This window comes from Amycolatopsis sp. NPDC051061, from assembly GCF_040682935.1.
Classification (GTDB): Bacteria; Actinomycetota; Actinomycetes; order Mycobacteriales; family Pseudonocardiaceae; genus Amycolatopsis.
In genome coordinates, this window is record NZ_JBFBBZ010000009.1 from 1 (window position 1) to 18,487 (window position 18,487).

Consider the following 18,487-nt stretch of genomic DNA (forward strand, 5'->3'; position numbering starts at 1 on the left):
CCGGGCGGGATCACGGTGAGCGGCGCTGTTGCGTCCACCGGCAGCACGTCCGTGAACGCGGTGACCGCCGCCGTCGGGGATGTTGCCCAGCTTCTTGATGTCCACGTGCACCAGATCACCGGGTGCGAGGTGTTCGTAGCGGCGGACCGGGCGGCCAGTGGCTCGATCGAGGTGGGTCAGGCGGGCCAGCCGGTAGCGGGTCAGGACCCGATGCACCGTGGAGGGATTCAACCTGAGCAGGTAGGCGATGCGAGCCGGGCCCCAGCGGCGCAGGACGCGGACTTTGATGATTCGCCGTTCGGTGCGGGTGGGGGTCCGGTTCGGGCTGCTCTGCGGCCGGCTGGACCGGTCGTCCATCCCCGCCTCGCCCAGGTCGCGGTAGCGGCCGGCCCACCGCACGGCGGTGGTGACCGAGACCTGGAATCGTTCCGCGGCTCGTCGTAAGGGCCATCCGTCGTCGACGATGCAGCGGGCCAGGCGGAGTCTGCCGGTCGGGGTGAGGGGTGCGTTAGCGTGGGTCACGAGGGCCTCCAGGTCACCGGGGTAGATGTCGCAATCCACACCGAACCCGGAGGCCCTCCCTCACGCCAAGATCATCCGATCACGTGTCGCCCCGTACCCAACCTCCGTGGTCAATACAACTAGCCCGCCGAACCTGGGCCGTTGCCGCCCAGCGCCGGTTCTCGCGCTTCGCCTCCGCAGTGCGACTTCTGGCGACGCCGACGTGTAGCCCGAGTGGTCCGCACCCCGGCGGCGACGACCGGGTGCGCCACCGGCAGCACCAGCACTGCCCCGCCGGCAGCGCGTCGCGGAAGTACTTCCACGCCGCCGTGCCGCGGACGATCGCCCGCGCCATCAAGCCCCGCGGATCAGCATCATCAGCGGTTCGGCGACCGGCGTGTCGGCCTCGCCGGTCGCCAGCCGGCGCAGCTGCAACCCGGCGATCAACGCGACGACCGGCCCGGCCAGCCGGCGCGGCTCCGGGACACCGACCGCCGACAGGATCGTCACGGCCAGCTCGTCGTACGCCGCGAAGCAGCGCGAAGAAGCTTCGTGCAGCTCGGGGTCTCGCGCGGACTGGAGGTACAGCTCGTGCGCGCCGAGCTCGTCGGCGCCGAACGGGAGCTGAGCGATCACGTGCTCGACGACCGACGCGGCCTGCTCGACGCTGAGCCCCTCCGAGCGGTAGCCGTCGACGATCGCGCCGAGCTTCGCCGTCTCGTCCTCGACGAACATCAGCATCGCTTCGCGCAGCAACGCCGTCTGGCTGGGGAAGTGGTAGGTGAGCGTGCCGAGCGAAACGCCCGCGGCGGCCACGATCCGGCGGTTCGTCAGCCCGCCGACGCCGTGCTCGCCGACGACCGTCAGCGCGCCGCGCAGGATGGCGTCCCGGGTGCTTACCAGCTTGTCTCGGGATGCCGCTCCGGCCACCGTTCGACCTCTTCCAGTTGCGCGGCGAGCGAAACCAGCCGCTCCTCGGCGTGCGAGGGTCCGAGCAGCTGCGCACCCAGCGGCAGCCCGCCGTCCGTCAGCCCGGCCGGGACGTTGACCCCCGGCCAGCCCAGCACGTTCCAAGGCCAAGCGTACGGGCAGGCGGCGATCATGGCCTGGTCGGTCTCCCAGCCGGACAGCCCGTCGAACGTGCCGATCGGCGGGGGCGGGGTCGCGGTCGTCGGGGTCAGCAGAACGTCGACGCGGCCGAAGACCGAGCCGATCCGGCGGTGCAGTCCCGGCTCGAGCGCGCGGGGAGCCGCAGCGCGGGGCCGGCCAGCAGGCGGCCGTGGCCGGCGTTGCTGCGCGTGCGCGGGTCGAGCCCGGTGCGGTCGGGCACGCGCAGCGTCCAGTCGCGGACGCCGGTGAGCGAGCGCGGCAGGAACGTCAGGCCGATCAGCCCGTAGTCCGGCTCGACCTCGACGATCTCGTGGCCCAGCCCGGCGAGCGACTCCGCGAGCCGGCGCACAGCGGCTTCGACCACCGGGTCGAGCCGGGTTTTGGTGGCGGTGAACGGGATCCGCGTCGACAGGCCGATCCGCAGCCGCCCGGGTTCGCGCGCGGCGGCGGTCCGGAACGTCGTGCCGGTGGCGGCGACGACGTCCAGCAGCAGTGCGGCGTCTTCGACGGTCCGGGCGAGCGGGCCGAGCACGGTCAGGCCGTGGAACAGCTCGCCGTCGGTCGGGATCCGGCCGCGCTGGGGCTTGATGCCGACGAGCCCGGTCCACGCGGCCGGGATGCGCACCGAGCCGGCGCCGTCGGAACCGAGCGCGGCCGCGATGGCCCCCGACGCCACCGCGGCCGCGCTCCCGCCTGAAGAACCCCCGGGGGTGTGGCCGGTGTGCCACGGGTTGCGCGTCACGCCGAAGGCCGGGCCCTCGGTGAACGGCCATTGGCCCAGCTCGGGGGTGTTGGTCTTGCCGATGATGACGGCGCCGGCTTCGCGCAGCAGCGCGACGGCGGGCGCGTCGGTGGTGGCGCACGGGAACTCGCCGACGCAGCCGAAGGACGTGGGCAGGCCGGTGAGGTCGACGTCGTCCTTGATGGCGACGGGCACGCCGAGCAGGGGACGGCGATCCCCGGCCTCGAGCCGCTGGTCCGCTTCGGCCGCTTCGGCGAGAGCCGCGTCGTCGCGCAGGTGCCGGAAGGCGTTGAGCGTGGGCTGACTGGCGTGCGCGCGCCCGAGCGCCGTCGCGGTCAGCTCCGCCGAGGTGACCGCACCCGCGGCGAGTTGCGCGGCCTGCGCGGCGAGACCGGTGAAGTCGAGGCTCGCGGCGGTCATGGCACCTCCCGGAGGTTCTCGTTCGTTCGAACGAACGTTACCGGATACCGACGGTCTCCGGCTACTCCCGAGCGCCCCAATGTGGCCTTCGGTGCGCTCAACGCACCCAAGGGGCCCTTCGGTGCGTTCAACGCAACCAAGGCCACATTGGGGCGCTCTAGAGTGGGGGAAGCCGAGCCTGGAGGGCCGATGACGTTCGACTTCGCCGGATTCCCCGACGCCGCACTCGCCGCGATCCCCCGCGTCGACCTCGGCGGCTGGCCGACGCCGCTGCACGAAGCGCCGCGGCTCGGCGAGGCCCTCGGCCTGCGGAACCTCTGGCTCAAGCGCGACGACGTCCACCCGCTCGGCGCCGGCGGCAACAAGCTCCGCAAGCTCGAGTTCCACCTCGGCGCGGCCCAGGAAGCCGGCGCGGACACCGTGATCACCTTCGGCGCGCTCCAGACCAACCACGGTCGCCAGACCGCCGCCGCGTGCGCGAAGCTCGGCCTGCGTTGCGAACTCGTCCTCACCGCGAAGGTCCCGCGCGACGGCGAAGCGTACGAGCGTGGCGGCAACATCCCGCTCGACAAGCTCTTCGGCGCGACCGTCCACGTCTGCGCAGACGGCGAGGAGACCGGCCGCACCTACGACCGGCTCGTCGCCGAAGCCACCGCCGAAGGCCGGAAGGTCGCCACCGTCCCGGTCGGCGGCTCCAACGACCTCGGTGCCCTCGGTTACGTCCGCGCCACGCATGAACTCGCGAAGCAGCTCGAAGAACGCGGGGTCGAGCGCGCTCACCTCGTCGTCCCGCACGCCAGCGGGGGCACGGCGGCCGGTGTCGTGCTGGCTGCCGCGCTGCTCGGGAACCTCGGCGTCGGCATCGCCTGCGTCAGCCACCCGCTCGACGAGGCCACGGAGAACCTCCGCGACCTCGTCGACGGCGCGGCCAAGCTCCTCGGCGTCGAACCGCCGCCGTTCACGCACGCGAAGATGAGCGACTCGACCCTCGGCCCCGGCTACGGCATCCCGACCGACGCGGTCTGGAACGCCCTACGGCTTTTCGGCCGTACCGAGGGAGTGGTGCTCGATCCGGTTTACACCGGCAAGGTGGCCGCCGCGCTGGTCGAATGGGCCGGCCACTTCGCCCCGGACGACCACGTGGTGTTCCTGCACACCGGCGGGATGCCCGGCCTCTACGGCTACGCGCCCGAATTCGCGGCCGCCGTCGAAGGCTGACTCCAGCCGGGTCGCGACCCGCAGCAGCGTGAGGAGCAACACGACGTCGGCGAGCAGCAGCAGCCGCTGCGTGACGCCGATCGGGAACGCGTCCGAGATCGCCGGGAACGGCCCGATTTCGGCCTCGCTCAGCCGGACCAGCACGAAACTGATCGCGAACAGCCCGAACGCGACCGCGCTCAGCCGGATCGCCCGTACGACGGCGACCCGCTCGGGCCGTCCGCGCAACGGCTCCAGCAGCGAGATCGCCGCTCCGGGCAGGCTCAGGAACGCCACCAGGCACGCGTAGAGGTGGATCTCGCCGCTCACCGGGTCCGGCGCTTCCGGATAGCTCGCCGGGAACACCGCGGCGGCGGCCATCCCGAGCGACCAGAGCATGAGCAGCAGCCGCGTCGTCCGCGACAGCGGCACCCCGGCGACGTGCAGCGCGCCGAGCACCGCCAGCGAGCCGATGGCCAGCGACAACACGCTCGCCGCGAGCATGCCTTCGCCCCGGTCGGTCACGGTGTAGCTCGACAGCGTGTCGTACACCGGGTCGTGCGCGCTGATGATGTGCAGCACCACGGCCGTGAACAGCCCCCAGCCGATCGCGCCCAGCGCCACGAGCCGCCACGGTCTCGTGCGCTTCCCCTGTTCCGTCCCCATGCTCTCCAGGTTCTCGGAGAACGGGACGGCCGTGATCAGGGAAGACCCTGAATTCCCCCGGATGCGAAGTCGATCAGCACCAGGGCCTGGTCGTCGTGGCGCTTCGGACGCGGCCAGCGTTCGCCGTCCGGGTCCTGCTTCTCCGCGGTCCGGACGGCGTCCAGCACGGCGTCCGGGCCGTCGGCGCGGGTGGTCACCAGGACCTCGCGCCAGTCGAAGAGGTCGTACTGGTCGACGCCGATGGAGACGCCGTCGCTGGCGAGCAGGACGGCGTCGACGTCGGTCCGGGGCCAGCTGCGGCGGACGGCGTGCGCGGCCGCGCCGGGGTCGGCTTCGGCGACCCAGAAGCCGTCGTGGGCGTTGCGCCGGCGCCGGACGTCGGCGCCGGTCTGGAGCATCCCGCGCCGCCGCAGCCGGGCGAGGCGGTCGTCGGAGACGACGTCGACGCCGAAACCGCCGAAGCCGACCACCGGGCTGTCGGCCAGCACGAGCGCGTCGACGCGGTCTTCGAGCCACCGCACGGCGGCGACGGTGCTCGACGGCGACCGTTGCGGGCGCAGGGCGTTCTCCGCCGTCACGACGGCGATCGCGCTGGTCAGGAGGTCCGTCAGGTCGGCTTCGGGCGCCGCGCGGAGGTCGTCGGCGAGGCGCCGGGCCAGCCGCTCGGCGTACCAGCCGCCCGGGGGCTGCGAGGGGTCCGACGAAGTGGCGCCGTCGAGGAGGAACACGGCGTTGTCCAGGACGACGACGTGGTCTTCGGTCGGGCGGGGGTGGCCGTCGGCGCCCACCCCGGCCCGCTCGGCGATCACGATCTCGGGCATCACCCGACTCTACGTCGCCGGTCCGGGACCTTCGCGCTGAAGACTGTCAACCCAGGTTGACACGGCCCGGATGTCAACGTAGGTTGACAGACATGACGGAAGCGACGGACCTGGCCGCCCGGGCCGGCGACCGCGATCCCCGGGTGGGACTGCGCGCGATCGCCTCGCTCCGGCGGCTGGTGGAACAACTGGAGGCCGTGCAGGTCCGCAGTGCGCGGATCAACGGCTGGTCGTGGCAGGAGATCGCCGCCGAGCTGGGGGTCAGTCGGCAGGCCGTGCACAAGAAGTACGGGAGGCACTGATGTTCGAGAGGTTCACGGCGGACGCGCGGATGGCGGTCGTCGAGGCGCAGATCGTGGCGCGGGAGTCCGGTTCGGTGGAGATCCGGCCGGTGCACCTGCTGGCCGGGCTGGTCAAAACCGACGTTCCCCTGCTCGCCGAGCTGGGGATCTCGCCGGACGAGATCGCTGCCGAACTGGCGCGCACCCGCCGCCGCGGCGGGGTCAGCGACGCCGACGCCGAGGCGCTCGCCGAGTTCGGCGTCGACGTCGAGCAGATCGTCGAACGCATCGAGCAGGCCCACGGCGAGGGCGCGCTCGCGGGCCGGCTCGGGCCGGTCAAGCGCGGGCACATCCCGTTCACGTCCCAGTCGAAGAAGACCTTGGAGCTGAGCCTCAAGGAAGCGGTCCGGCTGGGGGACAAGCACCTCGGCCAGGAGCACATCCTGCTGGCGCTGGCCCAGCAGCGCGACACCGATGACGTGCTCGCCCGGCGCGGCGCGGACTACCCCACGCTGCGCCGGGCCATGCAGCAGCGGAAGGCGGGCTAGGCCGTCCGGTCGCGCCACGTGGTCATCGGCAGCAGCGCTTGGGTGAGCGGGCCGATGGCCAGGGCGTAGAGCACGGTGCCGACCCCGACGGTCCCGCCGAGCAGGAAGCCGATGCCGACCACGGTGACCTCGATGCCGGTGCGCACCAGCCGGACCGACCAGCCGGTGCGTCCGGCGAGCCCGGTCATCAGGCCGTCGCGGGGGCCCGGGCCGAGCCGGGCGCCGACGTAGGTGGCGGTCGCGACGCCGTTGAGCGCCACCCCGCCGGCCAGCAACGCGATCTGCCACACCAGGTCGTGCTGGTCCGGGAGGAATGCCCGGACGACGTCGACCATGACCGAGATGACGACGACGTTCGCGATGGTGCCGATCCCGGGCCGCTGGCGCAGCGGGATCCACAGCAGGAGCACGACCACGGAGATCAGCCCGGTGACCGTGCCGAACGTCAGGCCGGTGTGCTTCAGGACGCCTTCGGCCAGCACGCTCCACGGCTCGAGGCCCAGTCCGGCGCGGGTGACGAGGGCGACGCTGGCGCCGTAGAGGGCGAGGCCGCCGAACAGTTGGAAGCTGCGGCGGACGGGGTCGCGGGAGATCCGGACAGGCCGGAGATCGATCTGAGCCACACTCCCACTATCGGGGCAAAGTGGTCTTGTAAACCATAGCCACTTTCAGGATATTGGTCTTATGGAACCCGTCATCCCGGTAGGTGGACGCATCTCTGGTCCCCGATTGGCCGTCATGCTGGGCTCGTGGCGGCAAGGCGGGTCCCGGCAGGGCGCGGCCGACCTGGCCGCGGCCATCGAGCTGCAGGTGCTGGACGGCCAGCTTCCGCTCGGCACCCGGCTGCCCGCCGAGCGCGAGCTGGCCGACGCGCTCGGCGCCAGCCGGACGCTGATCGGCGCGGCCCTGGACCGGTTGCGGGAGAACGGGTTCGTCGCGAGCCGCCGGGGCGCGGGGTCGTGGGTCGCCGCACCCGGACGTCGCCGCCGCGGGCCGCTCGCGCCGGTGGGCGAGGGCTCGATCGACTTCACCCACGCGTCCTCGCCGGCCATCGCGGGCACCGCCGCGGCGGTCGACGCGGCCCGCGTCCGGCTCGCCGACCACCTGGGCGACCACGGCTACCAGGAACGCGGGCTGCTCGGCCTGCGGGAGAAGATCGCGCAGCGCTACACCGAACGCGGGCTGCCGACGACGCCCGCGCAGGTCATGGTGACCAACGGCGCGCACCACGCGTTCGTCCTGGTCCTGCGGATGCTCGCGGGTCCCGGCGACCGCGTGCTCGTCGAACAGCCGACGTACCCGAACGCGCTGGAGGCGATCCGCGCCGCGCACGCGATCCCGGTGCCGGTGGCGCTCGACCCGGCCGGGCCGCGCGGCTGGGACATCGCGGGCATCGACGCGGCCCTGCGCCAGGCGAACCCGCGGTTCGCTTACCTCGTCGTCGACTTCCAGAACCCGACCGGCCTGCGCCTGGACGCCGAAGGCCGCGCACGGCTCGGCACCGTGCTGGCCCGCGCCCGGACACCGGTCGTCGTGGACGAGACGCTGGTCGAGCTGGATCTGGAGGGCGACCCGCTGACCGGGCCGCCGCCGCTGGCCGCGTTCGCCGGTGACCTGGCGATCTGCGTGGGGTCGGCGTCGAAGACGCACTGGGGCGGGCTGCGGCTCGGCTGGATCCGGGCGTCGGAGGACCTGCTCGGCCGGCTGGTTTCGGCGCGCTACGCGGTCGACCTCGGGTCGCCGGTGTTCGAACAGATCGTGCTCACCGAGCTGCTGGCCGACGAAGCCGCGCTGGCCCGCCGCCGCGAGGAACTGCGCGGCTACCGCGACGCGCTGGCCGGCGCGGTGCACCGGTACCTGCCGGACTGGACGTTCACGCTGCCGAAGGGCGGCCTGTCGCTGTGGTGCCGGATGCCGGAGCCGGTGAGCTCGCGGCTGGCGGTGGCGGCGGCGAGCCACGGCGTCCAGGTCGCGCCCGGCTCCCGCTTCGGCGTCCACGGTGGCCTGGAGCGCTGGATCCGGCTGCCGTTTTCCCTGCCACCGGACAAGATCGACGAAGCGGTCCGCCGGCTGAGCGCCGCGGCGGCGTCGGTCAGCGGCACTCCGGCCTCGCTGGACGCGCCGATCGCCTAGGTCCGTGCAGAACGAACCGGTGCGCTGGATGCGAGCCTGCTCCCAGGGATGGGCGGCGTTCATGTGCATCCAGCGCACCGGTTCGGTGTTCACACCCCCCGTTCGCGGACGTGACCCCGCTCGCGGGTAACCGCTGGCTTCCCGGCACAGCCCCTCGACGTGCCGGGAAGCCCGCGGTTCAGGTGCGCTCTCGGTACTGCGAGATCTCGCTCGGCGCGGTGAGCGAAAACTCCCGGAGCGCACCCGGTGTGGGTCCCGGCGCCGCGGGGGCAGCGCGGCGCCGGGACCGGGATCCGACCCGGCCGGGCGCGGTCGGCCGGTCGGAAAGACTGTGGTTTCGCATGGGTGTCCGCCCCTGGAGTACGTCGGACGCGATTGAGCGTCACGAGACGTGAAAGAGTCACGGATCGCGTACTGGAGCTGGGGAAGTGTCACGTCTTCACGACGTGCGCGTGCGTCTAGTTGATCTTGTTTTGGACGCAGTTCTCCCCGGCTGCCCGGTTCGGGGTCAGTCGGGAGAGGTGGTGGGCAGGGCGGCTTCCCTGCCCGCGCCGTCGACGTCGTGGTCGCGGCTGGCGCCGATGAGCTTCAGCTGGGTGGTGGTGACGTCGTCGGTGTGGACGGCGAACGGGTGGCGGGCGCCGCCGGGACCGTCGTGGCCGGGGGCCGCGGTCGGGGCCGGCGCGCTCGGGGTGCTGGTGCCGCCGGGCAGGCCCGGGGTGGAGTCGCCGCCGCCGTTGCGAGCGTGGACACCGGAGTCGCGCGGCTGCTCCTGCTGGGCGGACAGCGTGTTCTGCCGCTCGATGAGGTGCACGACCGCGACCCGGGAGGTCCGCGAGGTCGTCGCCGCTTCGGTCGTGACGGCAGCGGTTTCGGCGACCGCGGGGGTGGTCACCTGGGTGACGGTGTCGCCCACGACGCCGGGCACGGTGACCGTGACGCCGCCCGAGTTCGAACCGCCGTTGAGGATCGGGCCGAGGAGGTCGTCGAGGGGGAGCAGGACGGGCGCGTCCGGGTTGTCCGCGGGCGGCTGGGTGAGCGGCGCGAGGATGGTGTGGGACAGCGTGTCCGTGACGGCGCCGACGGTGCTCAGCGTGCCGCTGACGGTGGTGGTGACCGTGTTCAGCGTGCCGCCGACCACGTTGAGGACACCGCCGACGAGCCCGCCGAGCAGGCCGCCGGAAGAGGTCGCCTTCGTCGTGGTCGCCGGTTCCGTCGTGGCTTTCGCCGCGGGCTGCGTCGCGGAGGCGAGGCCGCCGACGAGTCCGTTGAGCAGGCCGCCGGAGGAGGTCGCCTTCGCGGCCGGTTCCGTCGACGGCTCTTCGGCGGGCTGCTCATCGGCGGACTCATCTTCGGCGGACTGAGTGTCCTTCGTGGACTGCTGCTCCGCGGCGGGCTCGGTGTCCGTGGCCGGGGTCTCGGTTCGCGTGCACGTGGCCGCGGCTTCGCGGTGGCTCTTGTGGTGCCTGCCGTGCGCGGCCGGCTTCGCGGACTGGTCCACAGTGGAGACAGCGGGGGCGTCCGGGCAGGCGGCGTGTTCGGCGGCGGCCGCGGTGGAGCCGGAGAGCGCACCGGTGAGCAGCCAGCCGGCGAGGGTCAGACCCCCGGCGACGAGGATCTTGGCGGCGGGCCGCTGCAGCGCGGCCGCCCACGGCCGTGGCGTGCGCGCGGATTCACCCGCTGCGAGCGCAGGCCGCACGGGAGCGCCGCGGCGCGCGTTCGCCGTGCTGCTCACCGCCACCACCACCGTCCGCGCCCGAAACTCTCGCGATGCCTGCTCGAGTCTGTTCTTGCTGGGGTCTTTCTCCGGCCAGGTCGCAGATCCCCCGGGGCCGCACTCGTTCCAGCACCGTTCGGGAGTCTTTCATCTCTCCCGCGTTCGATCCAGCCCGCAAGGCGGAACGGCCCTACCGGGCAAGGCATCTGCGGCCGACGAGTTGATCACTCTCAGTGCCGTTCGGGGGTTCCACTACGGCCATTCGGACCAGTTCTGCAATTTGCACATTTGAGCGTTGACCTGATGTTTCCGGCTACCTGGTCGCTTTACGTGCCGACACAGTGGCTTTGGGTACGGCTGACCACGTTTCGGCCGGACGTTCGGTAAGGCGGCCGGCGGAGGGGACACACGCTGGGCCGAATGGGTCCACAGTGGTCCGCGGGCCCGGATCCGCGCCGCGCGGACCGCTCCGGTCCGTGATCGCCGACGGCCGGCTGCCGCCTGGTCCGGACCGAGCTCGCCAGGCGGCGCCCCAGACACGGAATCGCCTTCATGATCGCGGAGCGTGACTACCGGTTACGGCAACGGGTCGACCCCTCCGCCGGTGCCGCACCGGGCGCCGCCCGCGCCCGGCCTCGGCTCGTGCGTCCGGTCGGCTTTTCGCCCCCGAATTCGCAGCGGAAAATTTCCGCCCGATGACCGCGGTCGTCAGACCAGTTTGCGCAATCGGGTGATGGCCTCGTCGATGACGTCGTTGCGCTTGCAGAACGCGAAACGCAGGAGGTGTTTCCACTCGTCCGGGTGATCGGTGAACGCCTTCACGGGGACCGCGGCGACCCCGACCCGCCCGGGCAGCTCCCACGCGAGGTCGGCGGCGTCGGTGAAGCCCAGCGGCCGCACGTCGGCGCAGACGAAGTAGGTGCCCGCCGTCGGGCGCACGGCGAACCCGGCGTCGGCGAGCCCGGCCGAAAGCCGGTCGCGCTTTTCCTGGAGGCTGGACCGCAGGCCGTCGACCCAGGGCAGCTCGTGGTCGAGCGCGTGCGCGACGGCCGGCTGCAGCGGCCCGCCGGACACGAAGGTGATGAACTGCTTCGCCGCCTTCACCGCCGCGACCAATTCCGGCGTCGAGCAGACCCAGCCGATCTTCCAGCCGGTGCAGTTGAACGTCTTCCCGGCGCTCGAGACGCTCACCGTCCGCGCGCGCATCCCGGGCAGCGTGGCGAGCGGGATGTGCTCCGCGTCGTCGAACACGAGGTGCTCGTACACCTCGTCACAGATCGCGATGAGGTCGTGGTCGACGCACAGCGCGGCCAGCGCCTCCAGCTCGGCGCGCGTGAACACCGTGCCGGTGGGGTTGTGCGGCGAGTTGACCAGGATCGCCCGCGTCCGCGGCGTGACGGCGGCGCGCAGGCCCTCGACGTCAAGGCTGAACCGGCCGTCCTCGTCCTCGACCAGCCCGACGACGCGGCGTTCGGCTCCCGCCATCGCGACCGCGGCGGCGTAGGAGTCGTAGTACGGCTCGATGACGAGGACCTCGTCGCCGGGCCCGGTCAGCGCGATGAGCGCCGCCGTGATGGCCTCGGTCGCGCCCACGGTGACGAGGGTCTCGGTGTCCGGGTCGTACTCGGTGCCGTAGCGCAGCCGGTGGCGCGCGATCGCCGCGCGCAGCTCGGGCCGTCCCGGTCCGGGCGGGTACTGGTTGGCCCCGCCGAACAGCGCGTTCTTGGCCGCTTCGAGCATGCCGGCCGGGCCGTCGGTGTCCGGGAAACCCTGGCCGAGGTTGACGGCGCCGTGCTGGACGGCCAGCGCGGTCATCTCGGCGAAGATGGTCGAGGTGAACGGCCGGAGGCGGGGGACGAGAGCAGGTTCGCGCACGATCAGCCATCCTCACGGACAATGGGGATGTGGAGCAACTGACCCCCGCCAAGGTGACGCCCGCCGACCCGCCCGGCGGCGCGGCAGGCGAAGAGGAAAAACGGCGCGCGCTGCGCAAGATGAAGCTGGTCGCGCTGTCGTTCCTGATCGGCGCCACCGTCGTGTTCCTGCTGACGAGCTGGGCGCAGTCGAGCGGCTGGCCGGGCTGGGTCGGCTACGTGCGCGCCGCGGCCGAGGCCGGCATGGTCGGCGCGCTCGCCGACTGGTTCGCCGTCACGGCGCTCTTCCGCCACCCGCTCGGGCTGAAGATCCCGCACACGGCGATCATCCCGAACAAGAAGGACGCGCTGGGCAACAGCCTCGGCGAGTTCGTCGGGTCGAACTTCCTCTCCGAGGAGGTCATCCGCGACAAGCTGAAGCGCGTCGAGATCGCTCGGCGCCTGGGTGCGTGGCTGGCGCAGGAGGACAACGCCGAGCGCGTGACGTCGGAGCTGGCCACGGTGGTCCGGGCGGCGGTTCGCGTCCTTCGCGACGAGGACGTCCAGGCGATCATGGAGCAGGCGGTCGCGCGCCGGATCATCGACAAGCCGTGGGGTCCGCCGCTGGGCAAGATCCTGCAGGGCGTGTTCGCCGACGGAGCGCACCACAAGCTCGTGGACCTGATGTGCGACCGCGCGTACGAGTGGGTCCGCGACAACCACACGACGATGCTGCGCGTGGTGTCCGACCGCGCGCCGAGCTGGTCGCCGAAGTTCGTCGACGAGATGCTCGCGGACAAGGTCTACGGCGAGGTGCTCTCGTTCGCGTGGGCGGTGAAGACCGACGTCAACCACCCGATGCGGCTGGCGCTGGACAAGTTCCTCGGCGAGTTCGCCCAGGACCTGCAGACCGACCCCGACGTGATGGCCCGCGCCGAGCAGGTGAAGGGCCAGATCGTGCACCACGAGGAGGTCCAGCGCCTGATCGGCTCGGCGTGGAGCACGGCGAAGGAGATGCTGCTGACGGCGGCGGAGGACCCGTCGAGCGAGCTGCGCCGGCGCGTCCGGGCGGGGCTGGTGTCGCTGGGGTCGCGGCTGGAGTCGGACGACCAGCTGCGCTCGAAGGCCGACGGCTGGGTCGAGGGCGCGGCGACGTACCTGGTGAAGAACTACTCGCGCGAGATCACGACGATCATCACGGACACGGTCGAGCGCTGGGACGCCGAGGAGACGTCCCGCAAGATCGAGCTCCAGGTGGGCCGCGACCTGCAGTTCATCCGCATCAACGGCACGGTCGTGGGCGCGCTGGCCGGGCTCCTCATCTACGCGGTGGCGGAGCTGCTGTTCTGAGCGGCTGACTCGTATACCACACCTGGGGGAGGTTCAAACGAGTTGTCCACAGGAAGCTGAGTTATCCCCGGGGTTATCCACAGGTTTTCACGGTGATGGCCTAATCGGTGTCCACAACGTGTGGGGGTGAGGCGGTCGGGGTCGTGGATATGTGGTGCCCGGTGGCGGAGTTGTCCACAGCCCTTCGAGGGTCCACCGCTCGGATGAGCCGAGGGGGCCTCAGCCGGCCGCGGTCTCCGCCGCCCGCGCCCGCCAGCCGCGCGCCTTCTCGCGGTTGCCGCACACCCGCATGGAGCACCACGTCCGCGACCGGTTCCGGGACTCGTCGTAAAACGCCCACAGGCACGTGTCGGCCGGGCAGATCTTCAGCCGGATCCAGTCGCCGCGCACCACCAGGCGGGCGCAGGCCGCGAACACCGCACCCACGACGTCGTCCGCCATCAACGCCGGGCCGTCGTCGGTCAAGGAGATCCGCGTGCCGACGTCGAGGCTTCCGCCGGGCAGCCGCGGGTCACCGATCGCGGCACGCAAAGCGTCCCGCGCCGCGCGGGCCTCGGCCGCGGGGTTGGCCGTCAACGACCTCCCGGACGCCCACCTTCGCCACTGCCCGGGATCTTCGAGCAGGTCAGTGCCCTCTTCGACGTTGACCGTGTTGAGGAACTCCACGACGAGGGAGGCGTCGGTGTGCACGAACCCAGTGTACGGCGGTCGGTGGTTGCCTCCGCGTGCGCTAACCCACATACTCAGATAGCCGGTTATTCGCGATCGAAGGGAGCGACGATGAGTGCGGTACCGACGCTGGGTGTGGTGGCCCTGGACTGCCCCGACCCGGTGGCGCTGGCCGGCTTCTACCGGGCGGTGCTGGAGTGGGACGCGCCCGAAGTCTCCGAAGACGGCCACTGGGTCACGCTCGCCAACCCCGCGGGCGGCGCGGGCATCGCCTTCCAGCGCGTCTCCGACTACCGGCCGCCGGCGTGGCCGTCCGCGGAGAACCCGCAACAGCTGCACCTGGACCTGAACGTCACGGACCTGGAAGCGGCGCACGAGCGCGTGCTCGGCCTGGGCGCGAAGCTGCTGGACGACGCACCCGAGACGTTCCGCGTCTACGCCGATCCGGCGGGCCACCCGTTCTGCCTCTGCGCCTGCTGACCGATTTGTGCGTAGGCTCGCATGTGTGATTTGTCCGAAGTGTCAGAACCAGATGCGGACCGTGGACAAGAACGGCGTCCACATCGAGCAGTGCGAGGGCTGTCGCGGGATCTTCCTGGACCGCGGTGAGCTCGAAGCGATCGCCGGTGCGGAAAGTTCGTTCTACGGCCACCAGCCACCGCAGTACCAGGGCGGCCACGGCCGTCCCGACTCGCCGCGCCCCTACCGCGGCGGCCATCCGGATTCACCCAAGGCGTACCGCGGGGGGTACGCGGACTCGCCGCGGCCGCACCGCGGGTACTCGGATTCGCCGAGGCCGTACGGGCACGGCCAACGCAAGCGCGGCTTCCTCGAGAACCTCTTCGACTGAGGTGGGTCTCGACCTGCGGATCTGCCCGTCCTGCGGCGACCGGGCCGACCGCCCGGTCGCCGCCGGGGGATCCTTGGAGTGCGCCCGGTGCGGTCACCGGTGGCCGTTCCGGCGGCTGCCGCTGTTCGCGCTGACCGGCCCGAGCGGCGCCGGCAAGTCGACGCTCGGGCCCCTCTTGGCGGCGCGCTTCGGCGGCGAAGTCGTGGTGCTGGAGCAGGACGTGCTCTGGACGGGCGCCCTGCGCGACGACGTCGCGGCGTTCCGCGCGGTCTGGCTCCGGATGGCGGCGATGCTGCACCAGAACGGCCGCCCGGTCGTGCTGTGCGGGACGGTGGTGCCCCCGGAGTTCGAGCCACTGCCGGAGCGAGCTTTCTTCAGCGACATCCACTACCTGGCGCTGGTCGGCACGCCATCGTCGTTGGCCCGGCGCTTGCGGGCCCGGCCGGCGTGGCGGGAGTGGGACGAGCCGCGGATCGCGGAGATGCTGGAGTTCAACGACTGGCTCCGGAAGTCCGCGCCGGAGATCGGGGTGGACCTCTTCGACACGACGGAGGCCGATGTCGAGACGACGGCCGACCACGTCGAGAAGTGGATCCGGGAGAGGCTCCCTCAGCCGAGCGGCCAGGCCCGGCCGCCCGGTTCGTCGAGCCAGAACTCCTGGCGGTCCGCGGTGACCGTCACCCCGAAGCGGTCGCGGTCCGGCTTGCCCAGCTCGCACCACTCGACGTAAGCCGCCTCCGCCAGCTCCCACAGCGGCCGCGGGCCGCCCTGGGCCACCTCGTCCGCGCCCGCGCGCTTGCGGTGGCGGACCCACGAACCGTCCGGGTGGACGAGCGCCACGCCGCTCTCGCCCGCGCCGCCCGCCGCGTGCGGGTCCGTGCCGTCGTGGTCGCGCACCGGCCGCACGCCCGGCAGCGCCAGCCCGGCGAAGAACTCGAACTGCCTGCGCGGCTGGATCACCGCCGACATCGGCAGCCGCGTCTGCTCCCAGTCGTCCCGCGACGGCATCGGCAGCGGGTCGGCCTGCGCCAGCCGGTGCGCGCGAAGCGGCATGAAGCGGCCGTCGCGCGCGAGGACGTGGCCCTGGCCGGTGCCGTCTTCGCCGGCGACGAGCCGGACCAGCCCCGCGCCGATCGGCCGGTTCAGCGTCGTCACGATCAGTCCGCCCGGCGCCGTCTGCGCCAGCCACGCGAGCGGGATCGAGGAAACCGAAGCGGTGCACAGCACCCGGTCGAACAGGGTGCCGGCCGGGAAGCCGAGCGCGCCGTCGCCCACCGCGCACGCCGGCCGGTAGCCCGCCACGGCCAGCCGTTCGCGCGCTTCCTCGACGATCACCGGGTCGATGTCCACTGTGGACACCTGGCCGGCGCCGCAGCGGTGGCTCAGCAGCGCGGCGTTGTAGCCGGTGCCCGTGCCGATCTCGAGCACGCGCTGCCCGCCGCGCACCCGCAGCTCCTCGAGCATGATCGCCATGATCGACGGCATGCTCGACGAGCTCGTCGGCGTCCCCGCCACCGGCCCGGTGCGCCGGGCGAGCTCCCAGCGGTCCGGGTCGTCGTCCAGCTGCGTGACCAGCACGTCGCGCGAGTAGACGGTCTCCAGCCAGCCCGGGTCGTCCCGGTCGACCGCCGCCCACAGCCCGCCCGCCGGCGCGAAGAACCGCGGCAGGAAGACGTGGCGCGGAACCGCGCGGAAGGCGGCGATCCATTCCGGGGCGTGCAGGACGTCCTCGTCGAGCAGGTGCTCGACGAGGCGTCGCCGCAGCCGGGCCGAGCGCGTCATGCGACCACGTTACTGACTCCGGCCAAAAGTAGGCCGACCCTCGAACGGTACGTAACCGGAACTACGAGGTCGTTCGGCGTGACTGTGGTCGGATTGGTAACCATCCGCCCAGCAGCGGTGAGGACCACCACACCAGCTATTGCAAGCAGGGTGCTTGCAGTAGCTAGCACTCGCGCGTACCGTCGAAGGTGTCGCGAGGAGGTGACCGGATGGCAGAAACCGGTGGGACGTCAGGATCCGGCAGCCCCATGGAGAAGGTCGCGGACATCGCCTCCGACATCGGCGAGTACATCCGCCAGCAGCGCAGCACCGCGAAGATTTCGTTGCGCCAGCTGTCGAAGCTCGCCGGCGTGTCCAACCCGTACCTGAGCCAGATCGAGCGCGGGGTGCGCAAGCCCAGCGCGGAGATCCTGCAGCAGATCGCCAAGGGACTGCGCATTTCGGCGGAAGCGCTGTACGTGCAGGCCGGGATCCTCGATCTGCCGACGGGTGGGCCGGTGGGCGACGCGATTCGCGCCGACGCCGAGCTGACCGAACGGCAGAAGCAGGTCCTGCTCGACGTCTACGAGTCCTTCCGCCGGGAGAACGCCGCGGCACGGCCGGCCGCCGAGCCTTCTCCCACCACAGACACCCCAGACACCACTCCAGCCGCGAACACCAAGGAGTCAGCATGACGACCCCCAAGACCACCGAAGACGTCAAGAAGGCCGTGACCAGCGCCCTGGACCAGGTCCGCACCCCGCTGCTCGCCGCGCTCGGCGCCGGCAACCTGGCCGGCCAGGCCGTCACGGACGCCGTGGCGAAGGCCCGCGAGAACGTGACCAAGGGCAGCGAGACCGCCCGCAAGAACCTGCAGGAGCTGCCGACCGACGTCGAGAGCCTCCGCGAGAAGCTGGACCCGGCCGAGCTGCGCAAGGTCATCGACGAGTACACCGAGGCCGCGCTCAAGCTGTACAACAAGCTGGCCGAGTCGGGCGAGCAGGCGTGGGACAAGTTCTCCACCCAGCCGCAGGTCAAGAAGGCCATCGAGCAGCTCGAGGAGGCCGTCGCCACCGCGCAGGGCCAGGTCGAGGGCGTGACCACCGAGGTCCGCGAGCGCGTCGACGGCGTGCTGGGCACCTTCACCAAGCGCACCCGCTCGGTCGGCGAGAAGACCGCCCGCAAGGTGACCGAGGTCGCCGGCGACGCCGCCGAGGCCATCGAGGAGCTGGGTGACGACGTCGCCCACGAGACCCGCTCCACGAGCCGCAAGGTCGCGAACAAGACGGCCCCGAAGACGGCCGCCCCGGCCCGCCGCAGCACCACCGGCACGACCACCAGCGCCGCCGCGAAGAAGCCGGCCGCGCCGAAGACCGACAAGTAACTGAGCCGATCTTTACCAATCCGACCACAGTCACGGCCGAATGGCTTCGTAGCAACGGTCACGTGCCGCGTGGGGGGGCGGCCTGCTTTTGGCCGGATTGGTAAAACGCCGTGAACACCCCGGCCCCGCCACCGCACCCCGGTGGCGGGGCCGGGGTCGTTCGGGCGGTTTGCCGTAAGCTGTCGCTGTGCTGGTTGCCATCTGGATCCTCGAAGTAGTCCACTGGGGCAGCGCGCTGGTCGGGCTCTTCGCCTTCGTGCACGCGCTCCTTCAGCGTGCTGACGCCTATTCCGCGGCCGACCGCAAGACCAAGCCCATCTGGATGCTCATCACCGGCGGCGCGACGCTCGCGATGGCGCTCTTCAGCGTGATGGGCCCGGGGATGATCTTCTGGGTGCCGGCCATGGCCGCGGCCCTGGTCTACATCGTGGACGTCCGCCCCAAGCTGATCGAGGTCCAGCGCGGCGGCTCGAACTGGTAGCTA

The 18,487-nt window shown here is 71.9% G+C and carries 18 protein-coding genes and 3 pseudogenes; 11 read left to right on the top strand and 10 right to left on the bottom strand.

The window, feature by feature from the left end:
* The 3 genes and pseudogenes from AB0N03_RS14000 to AB0N03_RS14010 all read right to left on the bottom strand — a co-directional run.
* The coding region (locus AB0N03_RS14000; RefSeq protein ID WP_364370359.1) for a leucine zipper domain-containing protein at window positions 1–522 on the bottom strand (522 nt) is incomplete at its 3' end.
* Window positions 523–855: 333 nt separating this feature from the next.
* Complete coding sequence (locus AB0N03_RS14005) at window positions 856–1,431, bottom strand: TetR family transcriptional regulator (RefSeq protein WP_364370362.1); 576 nt, start codon at window positions 1,429–1,431, stop codon at window positions 856–858.
* Window positions 1,398–2,773: pseudogene (locus tag AB0N03_RS14010) on the bottom strand (amidase). The gene AB0N03_RS14005 and the pseudogene AB0N03_RS14010 overlap by 34 nt, the downstream one beginning before the upstream one ends.
* A gap of 189 nt (window positions 2,774–2,962) precedes the next feature.
* Here AB0N03_RS14010 and AB0N03_RS14015 point away from each other — a divergent pair.
* A complete protein-coding gene (locus AB0N03_RS14015; RefSeq protein ID WP_364370365.1) occupies window positions 2,963–3,991 on the top strand; it encodes a D-cysteine desulfhydrase family protein in 1,029 nt (342 codons plus the stop codon).
* 81 nt (window positions 3,992–4,072) lie between these two features.
* On the opposite strand, the pseudogene AB0N03_RS14020 reads toward AB0N03_RS14015, so the two are convergent.
* Together AB0N03_RS14020 and AB0N03_RS14025 are read right to left on the bottom strand one after the other, a co-directional pair.
* A pseudogene (locus AB0N03_RS14020) lies at window positions 4,073–4,636 on the bottom strand (DUF998 domain-containing protein); the annotation flags it as partial.
* A 35-nt stretch (window positions 4,637–4,671) separates the two neighbouring features.
* Window positions 4,672–5,457: a protein phosphatase 2C domain-containing protein gene (locus AB0N03_RS14025; protein WP_364370368.1), complete on the bottom strand. Its 786-nt coding sequence runs from the start codon at window positions 5,455–5,457 to the stop codon at window positions 4,672–4,674.
* Between the two features lie 92 nt (window positions 5,458–5,549).
* Here AB0N03_RS14025 and AB0N03_RS14030 point away from each other — a divergent pair, with 92 nt between their 5' ends.
* On the top strand, window positions 5,550–5,759 hold the full coding sequence (locus AB0N03_RS14030; RefSeq protein ID WP_364370371.1) for a helix-turn-helix domain-containing protein: 210 nt from the start codon (window positions 5,550–5,552) through the stop codon (window positions 5,757–5,759).
* On the top strand, window positions 5,759–6,286 hold the full coding sequence (locus AB0N03_RS14035) for a Clp protease N-terminal domain-containing protein (RefSeq protein ID WP_364370374.1): 528 nt from the start codon (window positions 5,759–5,761) through the stop codon (window positions 6,284–6,286). The genes AB0N03_RS14030 and AB0N03_RS14035 overlap by 1 nt, the downstream gene beginning before the upstream one ends.
* Here AB0N03_RS14035 and AB0N03_RS14040 read toward each other — a convergent pair.
* A complete protein-coding gene (locus AB0N03_RS14040) occupies window positions 6,283–6,909 on the bottom strand; it encodes a hypothetical protein (protein ID WP_364370377.1) in 627 nt (208 codons plus the stop codon). The two genes, AB0N03_RS14035 and AB0N03_RS14040, sit on opposite strands and share 4 nt — an antisense overlap.
* A 61-nt stretch (window positions 6,910–6,970) precedes the next feature.
* Here AB0N03_RS14040 and AB0N03_RS14045 point away from each other — a divergent pair, with 61 nt between their 5' ends.
* Window positions 6,971–8,419 carry a PLP-dependent aminotransferase family protein gene (locus AB0N03_RS14045; RefSeq protein ID WP_364370380.1) on the top strand — a complete coding sequence of 483 codons (1,449 nt, stop codon included), beginning with the start codon at window positions 6,971–6,973 and terminating at the stop codon, window positions 8,417–8,419.
* Between the two features lie 508 nt (window positions 8,420–8,927).
* Here the strand turns inward: AB0N03_RS14045 and AB0N03_RS14050 are convergent.
* Window positions 8,928–10,154 carry a hypothetical protein gene (locus AB0N03_RS14050; RefSeq protein ID WP_364370383.1) on the bottom strand — a complete coding sequence of 409 codons (1,227 nt, stop codon included), beginning with the start codon at window positions 10,152–10,154 and terminating at the stop codon, window positions 8,928–8,930.
* A 690-nt stretch (window positions 10,155–10,844) separates the two neighbouring features.
* The gene (locus AB0N03_RS14055; protein WP_364370386.1) at window positions 10,845–12,011 is read right to left on the bottom strand and encodes a pyridoxal phosphate-dependent aminotransferase; all 1,167 of its coding nucleotides are present in this window, start codon (window positions 12,009–12,011) and stop codon (window positions 10,845–10,847) included.
* A 29-nt stretch (window positions 12,012–12,040) separates the two neighbouring features.
* Here AB0N03_RS14055 and AB0N03_RS14060 point away from each other — a divergent pair, with 29 nt between their 5' ends.
* Window positions 12,041–13,339, top strand: a complete 1,299-nt coding sequence (locus tag AB0N03_RS14060; RefSeq protein ID WP_364370389.1) for a DUF445 domain-containing protein — start codon at window positions 12,041–12,043, stop codon at window positions 13,337–13,339.
* Between the two features lie 219 nt (window positions 13,340–13,558).
* On the opposite strand, the gene AB0N03_RS14065 is transcribed toward AB0N03_RS14060, so the two are convergent.
* Window positions 13,559–14,029: a CGNR zinc finger domain-containing protein gene (locus AB0N03_RS14065; RefSeq protein ID WP_364370392.1), complete on the bottom strand. Its 471-nt coding sequence runs from the start codon at window positions 14,027–14,029 to the stop codon at window positions 13,559–13,561.
* A 90-nt stretch (window positions 14,030–14,119) separates the two neighbouring features.
* On the opposite strand from AB0N03_RS14065, the gene AB0N03_RS14070 reads away from it, so the two are divergent.
* From AB0N03_RS14070 to AB0N03_RS14080, 3 genes and pseudogenes are all read left to right on the top strand, one after another.
* On the top strand, window positions 14,120–14,488 hold the full coding sequence (locus tag AB0N03_RS14070) for a VOC family protein (protein WP_364370395.1): 369 nt from the start codon (window positions 14,120–14,122) through the stop codon (window positions 14,486–14,488).
* 7 nt (window positions 14,489–14,495) lie between these two features.
* Window positions 14,496–14,858: a zf-TFIIB domain-containing protein gene (locus AB0N03_RS14075; RefSeq protein WP_364370398.1), complete on the top strand. Its 363-nt coding sequence runs from the start codon at window positions 14,496–14,498 to the stop codon at window positions 14,856–14,858.
* Between the two features lies 1 nt (window position 14,859).
* Window positions 14,860–15,465 (top strand): annotated as a pseudogene (locus tag AB0N03_RS14080) (nucleoside kinase); the annotation flags it as partial.
* Window positions 15,466–15,467: 2 nt separating this feature from the next.
* Here AB0N03_RS14080 and AB0N03_RS14085 read toward each other — a convergent pair.
* A complete protein-coding gene (locus tag AB0N03_RS14085; RefSeq protein WP_364370401.1) occupies window positions 15,468–16,640 on the bottom strand; it encodes a methyltransferase domain-containing protein in 1,173 nt (390 codons plus the stop codon).
* 248 nt (window positions 16,641–16,888) lie between these two features.
* On the opposite strand from AB0N03_RS14085, the gene AB0N03_RS14090 reads away from it, so the two are divergent.
* From AB0N03_RS14090 to AB0N03_RS14100, 3 genes are all read left to right on the top strand, one after another.
* Window positions 16,889–17,314 carry a helix-turn-helix transcriptional regulator gene (locus AB0N03_RS14090; RefSeq protein WP_364370993.1) on the top strand — a complete coding sequence of 142 codons (426 nt, stop codon included), beginning with the start codon at window positions 16,889–16,891 and terminating at the stop codon, window positions 17,312–17,314.
* Window positions 17,311–18,003, top strand: a complete 693-nt coding sequence (locus tag AB0N03_RS14095; RefSeq protein WP_364370404.1) for a hypothetical protein — start codon at window positions 17,311–17,313, stop codon at window positions 18,001–18,003. The genes AB0N03_RS14090 and AB0N03_RS14095 overlap by 4 nt, the downstream gene beginning before the upstream one ends.
* A gap of 187 nt (window positions 18,004–18,190) precedes the next feature.
* Window positions 18,191–18,484, top strand: a complete 294-nt coding sequence (locus AB0N03_RS14100; protein ID WP_155548692.1) for a DUF2516 family protein — start codon at window positions 18,191–18,193, stop codon at window positions 18,482–18,484.
* The last annotated feature ends 3 nt before the right edge of the window (window positions 18,485–18,487 follow it).